Source organism: Halobacillus faecis (assembly GCF_007991335.1).
Lineage (GTDB): Bacteria > Bacillota > Bacilli > Bacillales > Halobacillaceae > Halobacillus > Halobacillus faecis.
This window is the reverse complement of the sequence record NZ_BJYD01000004.1, coordinates 201,379-217,350: the sequence shown is the minus strand read 5'-3', so window position 1 is coordinate 217,350 and position 15,972 is coordinate 201,379. Positions and strand designations below refer to the sequence as shown.

At 42.7% G+C, this 15,972-nt stretch carries 16 protein-coding genes and 1 riboswitch; of the genes, 6 read left to right on the top strand and 10 right to left on the bottom strand.

What is annotated here, in order from left to right:
- Positions 1-4 precede the first annotated feature (4 nt).
- Entirely contained in the window at positions 5-259 is a 255-nt protein-coding gene (locus HFA01_RS03015; protein WP_146813090.1) for a hypothetical protein, read from the bottom strand.
- A gap of 204 nt (positions 260-463) precedes the next feature.
- Here HFA01_RS03015 and HFA01_RS03010 point away from each other — a divergent pair, with 204 nt between their 5' ends.
- Positions 464-853, top strand: coding sequence for a sporulation protein (locus tag HFA01_RS03010; RefSeq protein ID WP_167506141.1), 390 nt, complete (start codon positions 464-466; stop codon positions 851-853).
- 151 nt (positions 854-1,004) lie between these two features.
- Here the strand turns inward: HFA01_RS03010 and HFA01_RS03005 are convergent, their stop codons facing one another.
- The 4 genes from HFA01_RS03005 to HFA01_RS02990 form a co-directional block, all read right to left on the bottom strand.
- Positions 1,005-1,907, bottom strand: coding sequence for a metallophosphoesterase (locus tag HFA01_RS03005; protein ID WP_246139258.1), 903 nt, complete (start codon positions 1,905-1,907; stop codon positions 1,005-1,007).
- 299 nt (positions 1,908-2,206) lie between these two features.
- Positions 2,207-2,713 (bottom strand): GNAT family N-acetyltransferase, encoded by a 507-nt coding sequence (locus tag HFA01_RS03000; RefSeq protein WP_146813088.1) that lies wholly within the window; start codon positions 2,711-2,713, stop codon positions 2,207-2,209.
- Positions 2,714-3,030: 317 nt separating this feature from the next.
- On the bottom strand, positions 3,031-3,330 hold the full coding sequence (locus tag HFA01_RS02995; RefSeq protein ID WP_146813087.1) for a hypothetical protein: 300 nt from the start codon (positions 3,328-3,330) through the stop codon (positions 3,031-3,033).
- Between the two features lie 495 nt (positions 3,331-3,825).
- Complete coding sequence (locus HFA01_RS02990) at positions 3,826-4,965, bottom strand: FtsW/RodA/SpoVE family cell cycle protein (protein WP_146813086.1); 1,140 nt, start codon at positions 4,963-4,965, stop codon at positions 3,826-3,828.
- Between the two features lie 128 nt (positions 4,966-5,093).
- Between HFA01_RS02990 and crcB (HFA01_RS02985) the strand changes: the two genes are divergently transcribed.
- Both crcB (HFA01_RS02985) and crcB (HFA01_RS02980) read left to right on the top strand, forming a co-directional pair.
- Entirely contained in the window at positions 5,094-5,468 is a 375-nt protein-coding gene (gene crcB, locus HFA01_RS02985; RefSeq protein WP_146813085.1) for a fluoride efflux transporter CrcB, read from the top strand.
- Positions 5,468-5,836 carry a fluoride efflux transporter CrcB gene (gene crcB, locus HFA01_RS02980; RefSeq protein ID WP_146813084.1) on the top strand — a complete coding sequence of 123 codons (369 nt, stop codon included), beginning with the start codon at positions 5,468-5,470 and terminating at the stop codon, positions 5,834-5,836. Before crcB (HFA01_RS02985) ends, crcB (HFA01_RS02980) begins: the two co-directional genes overlap by 1 nt.
- A gap of 46 nt (positions 5,837-5,882) precedes the next feature.
- Here the strand turns inward: crcB (HFA01_RS02980) and HFA01_RS02975 are convergent, their stop codons facing one another.
- Entirely contained in the window at positions 5,883-6,590 is a 708-nt protein-coding gene (locus tag HFA01_RS02975; RefSeq protein WP_167506140.1) for a GDSL-type esterase/lipase family protein, read from the bottom strand.
- A gap of 725 nt (positions 6,591-7,315) precedes the next feature.
- On the opposite strand from HFA01_RS02975, the gene HFA01_RS02970 reads away from it, so the two are divergent.
- Positions 7,316-8,179: an STAS domain-containing protein gene (locus HFA01_RS02970; RefSeq protein WP_146813082.1), complete on the top strand. Its 864-nt coding sequence runs from the start codon at positions 7,316-7,318 to the stop codon at positions 8,177-8,179.
- A gap of 322 nt (positions 8,180-8,501) precedes the next feature.
- On the opposite strand, the gene HFA01_RS02965 is transcribed toward HFA01_RS02970, so the two are convergent.
- The gene (locus HFA01_RS02965; RefSeq protein WP_146813081.1) at positions 8,502-8,765 is read right to left on the bottom strand and encodes a hypothetical protein; all 264 of its coding nucleotides are present in this window, start codon (positions 8,763-8,765) and stop codon (positions 8,502-8,504) included.
- Between the two features lie 300 nt (positions 8,766-9,065).
- Positions 9,066-9,170: riboswitch (SAM riboswitch) on the top strand.
- A gap of 186 nt (positions 9,171-9,356) precedes the next feature.
- Between HFA01_RS02965 and HFA01_RS02960 the strand changes: the two genes are divergently transcribed.
- A complete protein-coding gene (locus HFA01_RS02960) occupies positions 9,357-10,406 on the top strand; it encodes a homocysteine S-methyltransferase family protein (RefSeq protein ID WP_146813080.1) in 1,050 nt (349 codons plus the stop codon).
- An 81-nt stretch (positions 10,407-10,487) separates the two neighbouring features.
- Here HFA01_RS02960 and HFA01_RS02955 read toward each other — a convergent pair whose 3' ends face one another.
- Together HFA01_RS02955 and HFA01_RS02950 are read right to left on the bottom strand one after the other, a co-directional pair.
- Complete coding sequence (locus tag HFA01_RS02955) at positions 10,488-10,967, bottom strand: GyrI-like domain-containing protein (RefSeq protein WP_246139257.1); 480 nt, start codon at positions 10,965-10,967, stop codon at positions 10,488-10,490.
- A gap of 202 nt (positions 10,968-11,169) precedes the next feature.
- Complete coding sequence (locus HFA01_RS02950; protein ID WP_246139256.1) at positions 11,170-13,572, bottom strand: M14 family zinc carboxypeptidase; 2,403 nt, start codon at positions 13,570-13,572, stop codon at positions 11,170-11,172.
- A gap of 448 nt (positions 13,573-14,020) precedes the next feature.
- Between HFA01_RS02950 and HFA01_RS02945 the strand changes: the two genes are divergently transcribed.
- On the top strand, positions 14,021-15,157 hold the full coding sequence (locus HFA01_RS02945; protein WP_371860303.1) for a S8 family peptidase: 1,137 nt from the start codon (positions 14,021-14,023) through the stop codon (positions 15,155-15,157).
- A gap of 153 nt (positions 15,158-15,310) precedes the next feature.
- Here HFA01_RS02945 and HFA01_RS02940 read toward each other — a convergent pair whose 3' ends face one another.
- The gene (locus HFA01_RS02940; RefSeq protein ID WP_146813077.1) at positions 15,311-15,829 is read right to left on the bottom strand and encodes a hypothetical protein; all 519 of its coding nucleotides are present in this window, start codon (positions 15,827-15,829) and stop codon (positions 15,311-15,313) included.
- Between the last annotated feature and the right edge of the window lie 143 nt (positions 15,830-15,972).

Below are 15,972 nucleotides of genomic sequence, written 5' to 3'. Positions count from 1 at the left end.
TCTCCTAACTATGGATTGCTTCCTGCGCTCGGTGACGATCGACTTTCCTTACGTGAAATTTGAATTCTACGCTGTAATCATGATTGAAAACGGGTGAACCTACAGATGACGTGTTGCTGACGGTAGCGACACGGTGTGCCACGCCTTCTGCAGACAACTTCGATGCTACCTTATCATATTCAACTTGTATGAATGTTGTATAAATGAGTGTTTTTTTATTGGAAAACAAATAATCAATCACATGGATCAGACCATCCATTTGATTCCTCCTTGACTACTTTACCATAGATTTTTTCCAAGATTAACCTCTAAAAAAGCAATTTATGGTCGATGGCTGAATTTTCGAAAAAAGATTGACGGGATGTACACGCTCGAATATGATACAACTATAAATTCAAATGATAGAGTTCCAGACTTGGCGTTACCAGCAGTCTTGAGCGAAGGAGATAAGGAGGCTTTGACGATGTTAGCGAAGCTATTCAATTGGTTCGGCCCAGGCATGCCCAAGGTCGATTTGGTCCTATCGAAAACAGAATATGCTCCCGGAGAAAAAGTGACCGGATCTTTCCATTTGATCGGCGGATTGAACCAGCAGACCATTCAGCGCCTGGAATGTGACTTGATGAAGAAAAGTCCAGGAAACAAACCGAGCCTCTTACAACCGATCACAACCGTTCTGATGAACCGTGAACTTGAACCAAAGGAAGAAAGTGAATATCCGTTTCATTTCATTCTACCAGAGACGCTGGATTTGGATGATGCAGAGACGACCTATTTCCTTCAAACCAAACTGGTGCTGCACAATGATGCAAAAACATCAGACATGGATGAGATCCACATTGTGATCCGTTAAACATTCGAAAAAGCGGTACTCTAAAAGGAGTACCGCTTTTATTCAGTCACATTGTTTACATAATAAGATTATAGTTTATTATAGTGAGGTCCTATAATCTGCTGGCAGAAATAAAGATAGAGGCCTTCATCCATTCAGCCTCCTCGCCCCTTCATCCCTCCGGAGAAGTCAAATGGAATTCGGTAATTTCAGGTGGATTATTCAACCTTACCGGAATGATACTCAAGCCAATCCCACGATTCACGTACAGGCTGTTTTCCTCATTGCCATATTCCTCTTTCGTCCACCCATCTACACGGGCTTTCCCTTTTGCAATCAGATCTTTCCAAGACCAATGGGGTGTAAACGGAATCCGTATTTGACCGCCGTGCGTGTGTCCGGCCACCGCCGTTGATGCTGCTCCCTCTGGAATTTCATCAAATGATTCCGGATTATGCATCACGACAAAACGCGGATCTTCTTCTTCAATATCCGTAAACGCACGGGATATATCATCATTTTCAGGCCACCTGGCACCGATTCCAGTGAGATAAAGAGGTTCATCTGCGCTCTCGTTCTCTAATGCTACTGAGCGATTGTGCAGAATTTCCACATCGATTTCCTCCAGTTCCCTTCTCACCCGTTCAGCTGTCTCTTCGCTGGGGTCTACCTTGCGGCTGCTCATGTTGTAATCATGATTCCCAAGCACCGCATAGACAGGAATGCCTTCCTCTGTTAAAGGCTCTAAATAAGATTGGACTTTTTCCATTTCGCTCTGGTGGTCATTTACAGAATGGTAGACATAGTCTCCAAGTAGAAACACGGCATCCGGAGACCGATCGATGATCCGGTTTACGACATCTTCAATTTGTCCATCGTTGTCTAACCACATCCCTACTTGAAAATCACCGATCGCTATGATTTTTTTATCTTCCCAACCTTCCGGGAGATTAGGAATGACAGCTTCCTCTTCTTCTACATCCATCGTGTAGGGTTCCACCAATCCCCATGTGATTATAACTACAAGGACGGTTAATGCGACATATAAAATCATCCGTTTCTTTGATTTCACCATTCTCCCCTCTTTCTTCTGGTCCACTTCCCCCACACATTTTGTTCTAACTATTGTTCGTGCTTCCAACAGCTAAAAGCGCCAATGAATAAGAAAAGGGCCGGCACCTTTATGTATGCCACCCTTTCAAAAGGACCTATTGTTTGTATAGAGGGGATACCTTTTCTCAATCCTTTCTAAACGTCACAGTTTCCATTTCTTTTCACAGAATATTCTTCCGCCAAAGCTTTTTTAAAAGAACCATAAAAAGAGCCCTGAGTAGTCAGGGCTCTTCCGTAATGATTGATCAAAAACATCAATGACTAAAATTCCGCGCTCATCTCTTCCAAAGTCCAAGAGTAAATCGATTCCTCCAGACTTTTTCCATCAATCGTAATCGTAATCTCTTCGACTTTTTTGCCGCCCATCCCTTCATAAAACTGACAGGCCGGATTTTCAGACAATACTTTGACCATCAGCCTCTGGCATCCTTTCCCTTTCACATTATTCAGAATGAAAGACACCAAAGCTTTTCCTGCCCCGCGGCGATGAAAGCTTTGGAGTATGTATAAGGAACTCAGCTCCGCATCATAGTTCTCATAAGTAGAAGAATAGTCCCATGTAGCAAACCCGACAACTTCACGCTCATCTTCCACTAAGATGATTTTTAAAGATTGGATATTCTTTTTCCAAAGAGACTCTCTTTTTTCATAGGTGAGGCGATCCAGGTAAGTGTCTGGAACCAGACCTCGATAGGTCTCCAGCCAGGCATCCACGTGCACTCTTGCAATGGCCGGATCATCTTCCGGTTCAGCCTTTCGTATTTTCATGACCCACCTCCATATTTGTCTTAAAGCCTATCAAACATGCTGTCGCCGTCTTTACGGTCTACAAACGAAATTCTGCGCGACAGGGACTGAACCGCTTACTACATGTGGAGAAAAATGTCCCCCTACTCTTCGTCCTTTCTCTCATCAAAATCGTACCCTGATTTTCCCCAGTAAATTAAAAATATGGCGGGAGTCACGATCATCGCTATAGCTATAATCAGATTCAACACGTTCACAGAATCACTCCTTCCTATGTTTGAAAGACTTTTGAGCTTCACCTAACGATCCTAAAAAATAGTTTGTTTTCCTAAACAAACCTATTTTTTATCAGGTATTAATATTGTTCGTTGAGTCGGAACGCGATCAACTGTGACAATTTGCGGGTGCAAGGTGTAAGATTTTCCATCAATTTCAAAATTGTATCTTCCACGGAAAACCGCCTTTTTCCCTTGTTTATTCAATTCATTCTCTATAGCTTTCACATATTGATGATGATCTTTGTACCATTCATCCAAATGCATGACAATATTGCCTTTCTGATAACCGGAAGCTTTGTATGCAAAATATGCAATTAGTAAAAATGGAGTGAAAAGTAAGAGTGAAATAAGGATCTCCACCAGCACATCTCCTTCCCTTTATGGGTTTGAAAAACACCGAACTACTTATCACTAATTAAGATCTAACTGAATCCATGCGACCATTTATAAAATTCCTATTACTATACTAACGAATGAGAGTGGGGTTACGTTTCAGCAATTTTTAGAATCTTAACTTTTGAGATTTACTTCTCCTCTTTGAGGCGGTCTATCTGCCCTTTAGCGCGGTTCGGGACCTCTTTTGCGCGGTTCGAGCCCTCTTTGGCGCGACTCGACCCCTCTTTGGCGTGACTCCAACCCCCTTTGGCGCGACTCCAACCCCCTTTGGCGCGACTCCACCTCTCTTTGGCGCGTTTCCACCCCTCTTTAGCGCGACTCCACTCCTCTTTGGCGCGACTCCACTCCTCTTTGGCGCGACTCGACCCCTTTTGGCGCGACCTACCATTTCTTTGATCAATAGATAACCCACTCAACCACAACAAAAAAACGCCACCTTAGATCGGTGGCGTTTATCGCTTATGCGGCTACTTTTTGTTCTTGGGCTTTTTTAATTTTTGATATGGCATGGATGTTGATGAGCATACCGGCTGAGAACATCATCATAAGCAGCGATGTCCCTCCATAACTGACGAACGGTAGTGGAACACCAGTCAAAGGTAAAAGGCCAGTCAAACCACCAAGGTTGATGATTGCCTGGATGCCGATCAAACCGGACACACCGATGGCAAGCAGACGGCCGAACGTGTCGTGGCTCTCCATACTGACATAGAATCCACGCAGTACGATCAAACCAAGTAACAGCAACACGACACCGACACCAATCACGCCTAGCTCTTCTGCAATGACGGCCATGATGAAGTCGGTATGGGCTTCAGGTAAGTATCCGAGTTTTTGTACGCCAGCACCAAGGCCTGTCCCGAACAACCCTCCATTATGAATCGCGAGGTAAGAATTGATCAGCTGGTACCCGGCATCATCGGCGTATTCAAAGGGTTGATAAGCGCCGTCGAAACGGGAAAGCTGTTCTTCACTGAGACCGAAATTGTACATGAAGACCGCCCCTGCAAGAGCAATCCCGATCATGGAAAAGAGGTGAACCTTCTTTAGCCCGCTCGACATGATGATCAGTCCGGATACCGCGAGGGCAATCAAGGCTGTCCCTAAATCAGGCTGTTTCAAGATCATCGCGACCACAAGCATCATCAAAATGATTGGCGGCAATAAGGCTCGCGTGAAATCTTCAATATACCCACTCTTTTTCGTGAAGATGGTCGCCATGTAAATGATCAAGGACATCTTCGCCAATTCAGCGGGCTGGAATTTTCCAAGCCCTGGGATGGCCAGCCACGATTGGGCATTGTTGGACGTATGTCCGAATACAAAGACCGCGGCAAGAAGGATGACGGTCCCAAGTAAAATCAGCTTGAATAAGCGTCGATAGTTTTTGTAAGGAAAGATGATCCCAAAGAAAAGGGCGACCAAGCCGAGTCCCCATGACATCAACTGCCTGTTGAAAAAGTAATCAGGGGTTACTTCGTAAACCATGACACCACTGACCATACTGGCGCTGTACACCATCACCGTACCGAACGCGGACAAAGCCAATACAGCGAATAAGATGGTAAAATCAATGTTCTTCAATATTCTGCGTATCATGCGTAACCCTCTTTCGTTTGGTACTATTATGTAAATTATAAGGCTTCTTGTCTCGTAAAAAAAGCATTCCTTTCAAATTACTTCGAAAGTCTATATAATAACGATTAGATTTGTAGGAGGTTTGTGGAATGATTTATTTTTATGTCGGAATCGGTGGGATGATCGGCGCATCCCTTAGGTTTCTGATCGGTGAGTGGCTGAAGAACCCTGACCAGTGGTTCCCCTATTCCACGTTGACCGTCAATTTGACCGGGAGCTTCCTCCTCGCGTGGTTCACGATGGGGATCGTTGAGAAGTTTTCCCTTTCTTCTAATTGGAAAGCCGCTCTCGGAACAGGACTTGTCGGGTCGTATACGACATTCTCCACCTTGAGCATGGACGCCGTTTCGCTCTATGAACGGGGAGACATCATTCTGAGCCTCTTTTACATAGCCATCAGCATTTTCGGTGGTTTAGCCTTCTCTATGCTCGGATTCACCCTTGGGAAAAGGAGGGCTGCCTGATGCTTACTAAACTGTTGTTGGTTGGCGCGGGAGGATTCATTGGAGCGATTCTCCGCTACGGAATCAGTCAGTGGATCAACAAACGTACAGCTTCCGCTCTCCCAGTCGCTACCCTTTTTGTCAACATCCTTGGTTCTTTCGTCCTCGGTCTGATCACAGGACTCGATCTCTCTACACTCTGGGTGCTCTTTGCCGGCACAGGCATCCTCGGTGCTTTTACAACCTTTTCTACCTTCAAGTTGGAATCGGTCCAGCTTCACTTTAAAAGGAACTGGAAAACCTTCGTCGTATATACCGTCCTTAGCTACACCCTTGGAATTGCATTAGCCTGGAGCGGCTTCCAACTAGGAGGATTATTCTCGAATTAAAAACCATCAAAAAGGACTTCCATTCAGGGAAGCCTTTTTTTCTTACCTATTCAAAATCGTATGCTTTGATGATGCGCATCGTAAGCTTCTCATAACCTTGTTCGTTCAAATGGACTTCATCACTGAAATAACGGGAGGACTTCTCTTCATACAAATCGTTTGTTGGGATAAACGTGACATTGTCATAAGGCTCTATGAGCGACTGGCTCGTTGCGTTCCAGTCGTTGATGATTTCACCGATTTCTGGTTTATCCGGATAAGGGTTGTATAAACCGAGAAATAAAATCGGTGCCTCCGGATTTTTCTCACGGATCTGATCCAGGATCCTTTGAACGTTCTGCTCATAATCCTTTTTCCCCATGGCAATCTTATCTTCATATAATGGAGAAAGGTCCCCTCCATTACTTTTAATGATATCGTTTATTCCAATGAAAAATAGAATGTAATCCGCATGTTCAATCGACTTCATGACCGCTGCCTCATTCATCTGTCCGAGCATTCCATCACTTTGCTGGCCCGGAATGGCATAATTGTCGACGGTTACGGGATCGTCGTGATTCTTATCCAACCATTGCTCTAGATTCTCAACATATCCATGGCCACTTTCATCCCCGACCCCGTAGGTCAATGAATCACCGAGAGCGACGATTTGTTCTTCTTTTTGATGGGACATAGATGATTGAAACCCGAAAACTCCGAGACCGATGGCGGCCAAAATGAGCAGCGCGATCCACCATTTCCGTTGTATTTTCATAAGCTGCACCTCCGAATACGCCCCATCTTCCCTAAAGGAGGTGAAACAAAACATCAATCTGATGGTACTTCCATGGTATTTCCTTGTCATGATTATTTATAGGTCCAGTTGAGTGCTTTTGAGCTACACCCCCTCTATTCTTTAGTGAACCAAAAATAAGGGAAACCAACAGCAAATGTTAACATCAAAGAATTTCTATAAAAGTTCCACTTTTTTAGAGGGGACTGAGAGGGAAAGAAGGATAGGTCATACTCTTACTACTTACTTGTTCTTAATAGGAAGAATCTATTCTAAGTACAATAGATGGAGATGTATTGAGGTGAAATACTGATATGTTGCAGCGCTTGAGGGGATTGTTTTGGTAGTTTTCTTTCCTAAAGAATACAATGGGTTGAAAAAAAGACTCAATCATTAGATAGTTCAGAATCATTTTCTAATTAAATAGAACCAAAACAGTAGAGTCGATGAAAGGACTTAATTGCAGAAGGAAATGTTACTATATAGATTTAGTATTTATCTTAGACACTTATTGAATAAACCTTTGTTTCATGCGTCGGCAGTTCGAGGCACCTCATGAATCATAACTATTCTAGAATAATACTAACGTTATGATAACAATCAGATATCTGATATACTTGGACCTAGATAATTAGCTTTTATCAGTTGTCGTTCTTTTGTAACAGAATAAGCAACTTCATTAATACATAAGTGAAAGGGAGCTAAACATGGATTCGTTCTCTAGTTTTAGTCAACAAACGATTCGAAGATTTAAAAATTTCGATGAAGCTGCTGGAAGTATCTTGAAATTCATCGGTGAAACATTGAACATTAATACGCTATTTATCGCTAAAAATGATAAAAGCACGAATGAAATTGTCAAGGTGGTCAATAAAAAAGAAACTCTGGTGGAAGAGGGGGCTACGTCCCCTTTTGAAGATACTTATTGTAAGCTTAGCGTGGATTATGGAAAAAATGCCCTCATCATACCCGATATTACTCAGAATGAACAATCTAAGCCTTTAGCAGTTACTAAGAATTTAGGAAACGGAAGTTTTATAGGCGTACCCATATATTATGAAGATGGCAGAAATTACGGGACGATTTGCGGTTTGGATACGAAGACTTTTGACCTTTCAGAACGTCATATTAGACTGTTTGAAACAATGAGCTCATTACTATCTTACGTATTAGAATTAGATGAGGCTAATAAGCAAATAGAAGACTTGTCGGCTCCACTAGTTCCTATTACAGAAGGTGTAGCCATCCTGCCGATTATAGGAAATATTGATATGGACAGAGTTGAAAGAATCATCGAACAAACATTAGCAAAAAGCCAGGGATTATATTTAGATAATATTCTCATTGACTTATCTGGTATTACCAAAATGAATGATGAAGTAGTAACATATCTTATGCGGATTATCAATTTAATGGATTTAGTTGGTATTGAACCAATACTCACGGGAATTCGTCCTGAAATTGCCATGCAAGCCATTCGCTCCAGGATAGACGTAAAAAAATTTAAGGTGGAAAACAATCTTGAAAGTGCCCTTAGCAAGATAGGATTCGAACTTCATAGAAAAAGCTAAGTGAATAGATGTAAGAACATCTTTAAACACTTGTTTTCATTTAGAATAAATGGATGTTTTAAAGGTGTTTTTAGTATATAACCTTTGTATAACCCTAGAGGTAATGACTTAGCCATAGGTCCGTCTAAAATACTATTGATGAATCACTTCTTCTTCAACATTAAAAAGAGGGATGGTAAGTACTGATAAGCCCCCCATAGATGGGAGGGAGACTCTAAGTCTAAAAAGAATCTAATTACCGGGATACATACTTTTCTTTTCCACCTTTTTAGATTTCTTAAAATACATCCCTTTATTTCACGCGCCACACCCCTCATGGACTTTATTCATACAAGTCACGAATCTGATTTAAATCTTCGATAAATTGACTCGACTCTTCCTGACTCAACCGGACAAGCATCTGTTCATTCAACGTAAGGATCTGACCATCTTCTTCATCTTTATGATTCATCAAATAATCATAAATGGAATCCATTTGGTCTTTATTAAGAGTGGATTGAGTCGTAAAGTGCTTCACTTGATTTAATACGAATTCGTCGTTGATCCGATCAAACTCTCCCTGAATGATTTTCCCGTTAACATCCACGCTACCAACTCCTTTATGAAGATAGTTTATTCCAATCGGCAAAATAATATAAACGCTTTGTCAGAAAGGACACACCCCACCTGGAAAGGAACCTGAATGAGCGGCACTCCTGTAGATCCTTAAGATTGATGTAATGAAAATTTTTCTGAAGATTCCATTGATTCTCAAAGCATTTTCCTGTATTGTAAATCGCAAGCGAAACTAAAAATCAAGAATTTATTAATGTTCCATGTGATTTCTATTTAAGCCAGCGTTTTACGTAAGGTGTTCACCTGTTTTTCAAAAACTACATAATAATAGAACTTATCCAGAGAGGTGTAGGGACTGGCCCTTTGATACCTCAGCAACCAGCCAATGGCACGGTGCTAAATCCAGAAGGTATTCGTTATACCTTGAAGATAAGGAGACTCTTTATACGTAAAGGACCCCCTTATCCAGGGAGGTCCTTTTATTTTTGAAGAAAATGATTCTTGGCGCTGAACAGCGTTTAAATCTTTTCAGCCCATGCATGGCAGAAAGTCAGCGTGTCCCTGAAAAAGGACTCGCTTTCTAATAAAAGTCTCATACAAAATGGAAAGGTTGTGGAATGAAATGAAACGATCATTAGAACAGAGATTACAGGATGGACCCGTGATTTGCGGAGAAGGATACTTATTCGAGCTCGAGCGCCGCGGTTATTTACAGGCGGGATCCTTTGTACCGGAAGTAGCCCTTGATAACCCACAGGCACTGAAACAGACCTATCGCGACTTTATGCTCGCAGGCTCCGACGTCGTCTTGGCCTTTACCTATAATGGCCACCGTGAAAAAATGAGAATCATCGGCAAGGAGGATTTATTAGAAGCGCTTAACCGTCAGGCCATCCGCCTGGCCAAAGAAGTCGCTCAAGAGCACCCGCAGGAAGAAGCCCTCGTTGCCGGGAACATTTCCAACACGAACCTGTTCAATCCGGATGATCCTGAAGCTGTTGAAAAAACAAGGAGCATGTTTGCAGAGATGATCGGCTGGTGTAAGGAAGAAGGCGTAGATTTTGTGAACGGTGAAACCTTCTATTATTATGAAGAAGCTTTGATTGCCTTGGAAGAAATTCAAAAACAAGACCTCCCTGCTGTGATCACCTTTGGTCTGATGGGTGAAAATATTCTGCGGGACGGCTATGAAGTTGAAGAAGCCTGCCGCTTGTTACAAGAAAAAGGGGCCCTTGTCGTGGGGATGAACTGCTTCCGTGGACCAGCGACGATGCAGCCGTATGTAGAGAAAATCCGCAATACGGTCGACGGATATGTAGGTGCCCTGCCTATTCCTTACCGCACGACAGAAGAACACCCGACCTTCTTCAACCTGCCAGACGGAGGCTGTGCTTGTACCATCCCAACGGAAACCACGTTCCCAACATCCCTGGATCCGCTATACACCAACCGTTATGAGCTTGCCGAGTGGGCCAAAGAAGCGCAAGGTATCGGGGTGAACTACCTCGGACTCTGCTGTGGAGCTTCTCCGGCTATGCTTCGTGAAGTCGCAGAAACCGTCGGTCGTAAAACTGTGAACTCCAAGTATTCCCCGGATATGGAGAAACACTTCCTGTTCGGCAGTGACGATACGCTGCAGGATCATGTGACCTCTTATAAGACGAAAGCCTAAAACATAGCGCCTGTCCCAAACTACAGACAGGCGCATTTTTCTAAACAACCTTCTCTTCACCACCATTAAAATTTGATTCGACTAAAGGACCGGATCACATAGATCCACTCTATCTTCATTTGCCGTCCATTTTGAATAAATTTCTAATGACCACTGATCAGGAACTCTCTTATACCCATTGTCATTAATCCATTGGTGCAAATGAGTATAGACATGAAAAATCTCTGAAGCATGCCCGTTAAAGTTTAGAATGGCATACTTTTGCGCGGGTACAACTAAACGAACCATACCCTCAGGAATATCTTCAAATTCATGCACCTCGAAACACACCCAGTAACCATCGTCTCCTTCAGAAATCTCTCCAGCTTTAAAAGCCCCGATGAGTTTAACCGGCTCCAACAGTTGTTTGATTTCCGATTTACGTCGTTCCAGTGCCATAGAGGCTTCAGGGATCTCTTTCCCATAACCCTTCATATCATTACAAACGACACGAAAGCCAACTAACTTTTTATTCCCAAACTCTTTGACACCTTCTAGAGTGATCGCATTCATTTTTTTCATTCTTTAATCTCCTATGGGGATTTTTCGCTCTTACCTATCCCATTCTTAAAAGGATATTTTTTCCTCTTTTATTAGTTTTCTATCTACCAATCTATAAAGGTATAAACCATAAGAAACCGATCCCATACATTCAATCTGTTACAAAAAACACCTTCAGTCATCTAGAATCTGATTGACTGAAGGTGGTGAACCGATCATATTGCTACTTAGTGTAAATGGCGTTAGAGAACAGGCGGAATAAGTAATCCGTGTGATCGCGGAAGCCTGCTTCAAGTCCAATAAGCGTTACATCCTGGTCCTTCTCTTTAACGATGACCGGCTGTCCTTGGGCATCCGCGCGGTCTTTCCAGTGTCCAGCCATAAAGAAGTTGCTGCTGTCTTTAAAAGTGGCATGGACATCTGTTCCTTCCACATCCGTATACCAAACAGGGCGATAGACAAAACCATAATCGTTTTCTCCATAACCAGAAGTTAAGGCATCAGAATCATAATTCACTCGCACGATTCCATTACTACTATAGCCACCTTTATGAATGCTGACATCTGTTAGACCCAGCTGCTTCGCGGCATCGGAAGCGCCAGCTCCAACAGCAATATATTTTCCTCCATCCTCAACATAAGAATGGATGTTTTCTTTAAAGTCCTGATACTGGGTCTCATTCTCGAGTCCAAATGCAGCATTACCTTCCCGACTCCAATCCCCATAAGAAATCATTTCTGACGTGCCACTGTAGAAAAAGACATCGGTATCTCCTAATCCTTGTTCTGCCAGTTCTCTTGGTGTGATCTCTTGTACTTCAAATCCTAATCGCTCTAAAGCTAGAAGAGTCCCTGCATGGGATTGGGCTTTGTTCATACCGCCGTCTTTTAGAATCGTTACTTTCTGAGAAGTTAAGGGTTCACCATCAACAGTCGCGGTCGATTTGACGGTAATTCCAGACGCCTCTACAAGTTTTCTCAATTCAGGTGACTTGTCCGCATCCACGTAGAATTGCTCCCCATCCATCGTCACTTTAAAACCGTTCTCCACCAAAGTATTCACTAGATGAACCGCTTTTACAGAAGAGTTAGGAATCACATAAGGACCGTTTCCTGTTAACTCCCCATCCGCTCTTACTTTCTTCACGTCATTCGTCTTCACATCAAGGGAGCTGTCCGCTTCCACTTCTACGGCTTCAAAACCCCATAATTCTGGTAAATTCCAGGCAGAAATATCATACATCGATGGTGTGATGTCAGTAATATCCTCTCCATCCCACAGCATCGTGTTCGCAAGTCCAGCTTTCGCCTGGCTCATGTCCACGATATACGTTCCCGCCGGGTACGAAACACCGTCATATTTAAATGCTTTCTTCGACTCGGAGACATCAATATCATTGAACATCAGATGCTCAACGGCTTTTTCAGTGGCCGTCGGGTCTATTTCATCTACAGGTAAAATGTACGCCTGTGGGAAGAATCCTTCCGTATGGTACGGGTGATCAAATTGGATGCCCCGTTTGAATACTTCGATTTGGTCTTTGATCATTTGTTCTTTATTGTCATTGGAAAATTCAAGGGCTCCCATAACTGCATCATAATGCCATTGGACGCCATCCCAATCATTCGTCGGTGCTTCAAGGGTATAGCCATAAGCCCCGTGGTACATGGCATACATCGGTGTAAAAATCGGTGGATAATCATCCCAGCCGGCATCATCATCCCGCTGTGGAATATATGTACCTTTCATCGATTGATAGTCGACATTTGAAGTATTTGTATTTTCATAGTCTGCCCGGTTGTCTACAATGCTTCCTTCCATGGCTTCCGCCTGATCCAGCGCCCACTTCGAGAACAAATCATATTCGTAATTCGGATTGTGCGGCGGTGTACACGGCTCAATTAAACCAGGATGATTTTCCTCGCCATAATTTTTTACATACCCATGCAAATCAAGGAAGACCATAGGGTTCCACTCTTTAATCAACTCCACAATATGCTTGGTTTCTGCTTGAGACTGAGTGATGAAATCCCGGTTCAAATCAATGCCATTGCTGTTAAAACGTGTCGCATCGATCCGGCCATCAGGATTCGCCACTACATTAAAAATTAGAATATGATTTTCAAGCAGCTCCTTCGTTTCCTGATCATCAGCTGTCGCAAAACGCTCAATCAACTGCAGCGCAGCATCTGAACCTACAAACTCCGTGCCATGAATCGACGCATTGATCATTACCGGCACTTTAAAATCCGGATGTTTTTCAATGAAAGCCTGCGCTTTATCAGGGTTTTTGAACATCTTCTGTCGCAATGATTTTTGGTACCCATATTTTCCTTTGGCCGTTGGATCGGAGATGGTTACCGTATAAAGATCGTGGCCGCCGGAAGATTCCGCTGAAGTTTCCACTGTGATCCGGTTACTTTGTTTCGCGATTTCCTGTAGTTTGTCATTCACCTTCGAGTACTTCAAGAAATCATAGTTTTCACTGTTAAAAGGACTGCCATCCTCCTCCTGCAGTGTTTCATTCACGTTGACATTGTGCCATTTCGGTGCCTCCGCTGCGGCCGATAGTGGCGCAGCAAGCATCGTAATGGCTGCCATACCAGTCATGACTGTTTTTTTCATCATTGACCCCCTAGTTGAAAAGATATAATTACTAGTTTATACCATTAGTAACAGAAACTGTATGAATAGATTCTACTGTTTAAAGGGGGTGCTTTTGTACTACGTTAATCCGTTAAAGTTTTAGTCCATCCCCCTTTACCTTGCAATAGATAACAAAAAAAAACAAACCACGTTGAAATCGCTAGGTCTGTCCACAAGCTTTCATAGAAATTTTTACCTTATCAGAACCGTAGGGAGATTCTCTTTTCATCGACCGACTTCTCTCAAAGAAAAACCCTTTAAGGAAACCCCAGGATCAAACTTGCCCAAGTCGATCCTTCCCACCCCCTCTAAGAGGACTTTTTCGCACATGCATTTCCCAAACATGAGTCATCTCACATATGTTATCGTAATATTAACACTATTCAGAATTTATATTTAATTCTGGGTGGAAAATTAAAGGAGGAATTTGATGCGTAGACACATGTGGAAAGTTGCCGGGATTATGTTAGTGTTTGCTTTAGTCTTTTCATTCAATAACATAGCCCAAGCTTCCGTTGAAAAGGCGGCGGAGCAAAAGGCACAGGTAGAAGAATACTTAATTGGTTTCAAATCGAAAGTGAACCAAAAGGCTATTAATGGTGTGGGAGGAAAGGTACTTCATGAATATAAATATATGAATGTCGTACATGCCAAGCTGCCGGAACAAGCAGTAAAAGCCTTATCCAACAACCCTAATGTCGCTTATGTAGAGAAAGACCATACGGCACAGGCAACGAGTCAAACAACGCCCTATGGGATCTCCCAAATTAATGCAGATGATGTCCAAGCTCAAGGAACGACTGGGAATGGGGTAAAGGTAGCAATCCTTGACTCTGGGATTGATGGAGCACATGAAGACTTGAACGTAGCTGGCGGAGAGAGTTTTGTCAGCGGTGAACCGAACGCCTTAGTGGATGGGAATGGTCACGGTACCCACGTAGCTGGAACGGTTGCAGGTGTCAATAACACACTAGGTGTTCTTGGTGTAGCACCATCTACTGAGCTTTATGCCGTTAAAGTATTAAGCAGTTCAGGCAGCGGTTCTTACAGTGGGATTGCTCAAGGAATTGAGTGGGCAATCAGCAATGACATGGACATCATTAACATGAGTCTCGGAGGAAGCCGTGGTTCAGCCACTCTAGAACAAGCGGTAAACAATGCGGATGCTCAAGGCGTATTAGTCGTAGCTGCTGCTGGAAATGAAGGATCTAAAGGGAAGAAAAACACTATTGGTTATCCTGCGAAATACGCAGCAGCCATGGCTGTCGGTGCTGTAGACAGTGCCAATAATAGAGCCTCATTTTCAAGTGTCGGGGATGAACTTGAAGTCATGGCTCCTGGTGTTGATATTCTAAGTTCTGTACCAGGTAACGATTATGATCGCTATAATGGTACTTCCATGGCAAGCCCGCATGTTGCAGGGGCAGCTGCTCTAATCTTAGCGGATGATCCAACTTTGACGAATGATCAGATCCGTCAAACATTGATTGACACAGCTGTTTCTCTTGGTGACTCTTTCTATTATGGAAACGGAGTGATCGACGTTCAGGCTGCTGTTCAGTAAGGTTTAAAATTGAAAAAGCGTATGAAATCAGATTGTTTTCTTGATTTCATACGCTTTTCTTTTATTAGGTTGGTATTGTTATATTAAAGCCCTTTGGTAGAAAAACCGAATTCGAGTTATTTCCTCTTGATCTCTGGCAAGACACCCATCCATTCAGTAATAGAGTTTGTTCCCTTCTTCATCAAAGTACTGGAATTCAGTCTGCCCCATTAAATCAGCTTCTACTTCGTGAAATAAAAAAGCTCTTATATTTTCCCTATCGATCGTTATCATCTCAGCCTCATATTTATCAATGATTACTTTGTGTACTTGTTTCGGGGCCAGCCCAACGATGTAATCATCCTTCCCAGAAGCCATTCCAACATTACTAACCTCTTTATTTCCTACTCCGAGAATTTCGTCTAACTGCCAACCATACACATTCTTTTGTAACCTTGCTGCCGCTAAGTAATTCTTAGGAGTTTCTCCGACTTGCGAATAGTAAAATACATACGCAACCCCATCAAAGAACTTTTTATCAATGACTTCCAAGACATCATGTTTAGGATTTTTCACATTACTTAATGCATCTTCTGGGGTTACATGTGAATTACTCTTTTTAATATCTAAATAAATGAGAGGAACAACCACTATTACTAAACAAACGACGAACCCAAGTGTTATTTTTTTCACAGATCTTCTCCTTTTATAGGCTGTATGATTAATGATATAAAATCTCACCGCTTCTTAAAGAATCTTTTTCTGGTACAGTCAACAGCCATAAGCGATAGCCCTTTAAGAGCTATAGGCTTGTTTTCAGAAGAGACGTCTCTCAG

Coding starts and splice junctions, on each gene's coding strand:
- crcB (WP_146813084.1), top strand. CDS start 5,468: ATGCTTACTAAACTGTTGTTGGTTGGCGCGGGAGGATTCATTGGAGCG.
- HFA01_RS02950 (WP_246139256.1), bottom strand. CDS start 13,572: ATGAAAAAAACAGTCATGACTGGTATGGCAGCCATTACGATGCTTGCT.
- HFA01_RS02970 (WP_146813082.1), top strand. CDS start 7,316: ATGGATTCGTTCTCTAGTTTTAGTCAACAAACGATTCGAAGATTTAAA.
- HFA01_RS02960 (WP_146813080.1), top strand. CDS start 9,357: ATGAAACGATCATTAGAACAGAGATTACAGGATGGACCCGTGATTTGC.
- HFA01_RS03010 (WP_167506141.1), top strand. CDS start 464: ATGTTAGCGAAGCTATTCAATTGGTTCGGCCCAGGCATGCCCAAGGTC.
- HFA01_RS03000 (WP_146813088.1), bottom strand. CDS start 2,713: ATGAAAATACGAAAGGCTGAACCGGAAGATGATCCGGCCATTGCAAGA.
- HFA01_RS02955 (WP_246139257.1), bottom strand. CDS start 10,967: ATGAAAAAAATGAATGCGATCACTCTAGAAGGTGTCAAAGAGTTTGGG.
- HFA01_RS02990 (WP_146813086.1), bottom strand. CDS start 4,965: ATGATACGCAGAATATTGAAGAACATTGATTTTACCATCTTATTCGCT.
- crcB (WP_146813085.1), top strand. CDS start 5,094: ATGATTTATTTTTATGTCGGAATCGGTGGGATGATCGGCGCATCCCTT.
- HFA01_RS03005 (WP_246139258.1), bottom strand. CDS start 1,907: ATGGTGAAATCAAAGAAACGGATGATTTTATATGTCGCATTAACCGTC.
- HFA01_RS03015 (WP_146813090.1), bottom strand. CDS start 259: ATGGATGGTCTGATCCATGTGATTGATTATTTGTTTTCCAATAAAAAA.
- HFA01_RS02975 (WP_167506140.1), bottom strand. CDS start 6,590: ATGAAAATACAACGGAAATGGTGGATCGCGCTGCTCATTTTGGCCGCC.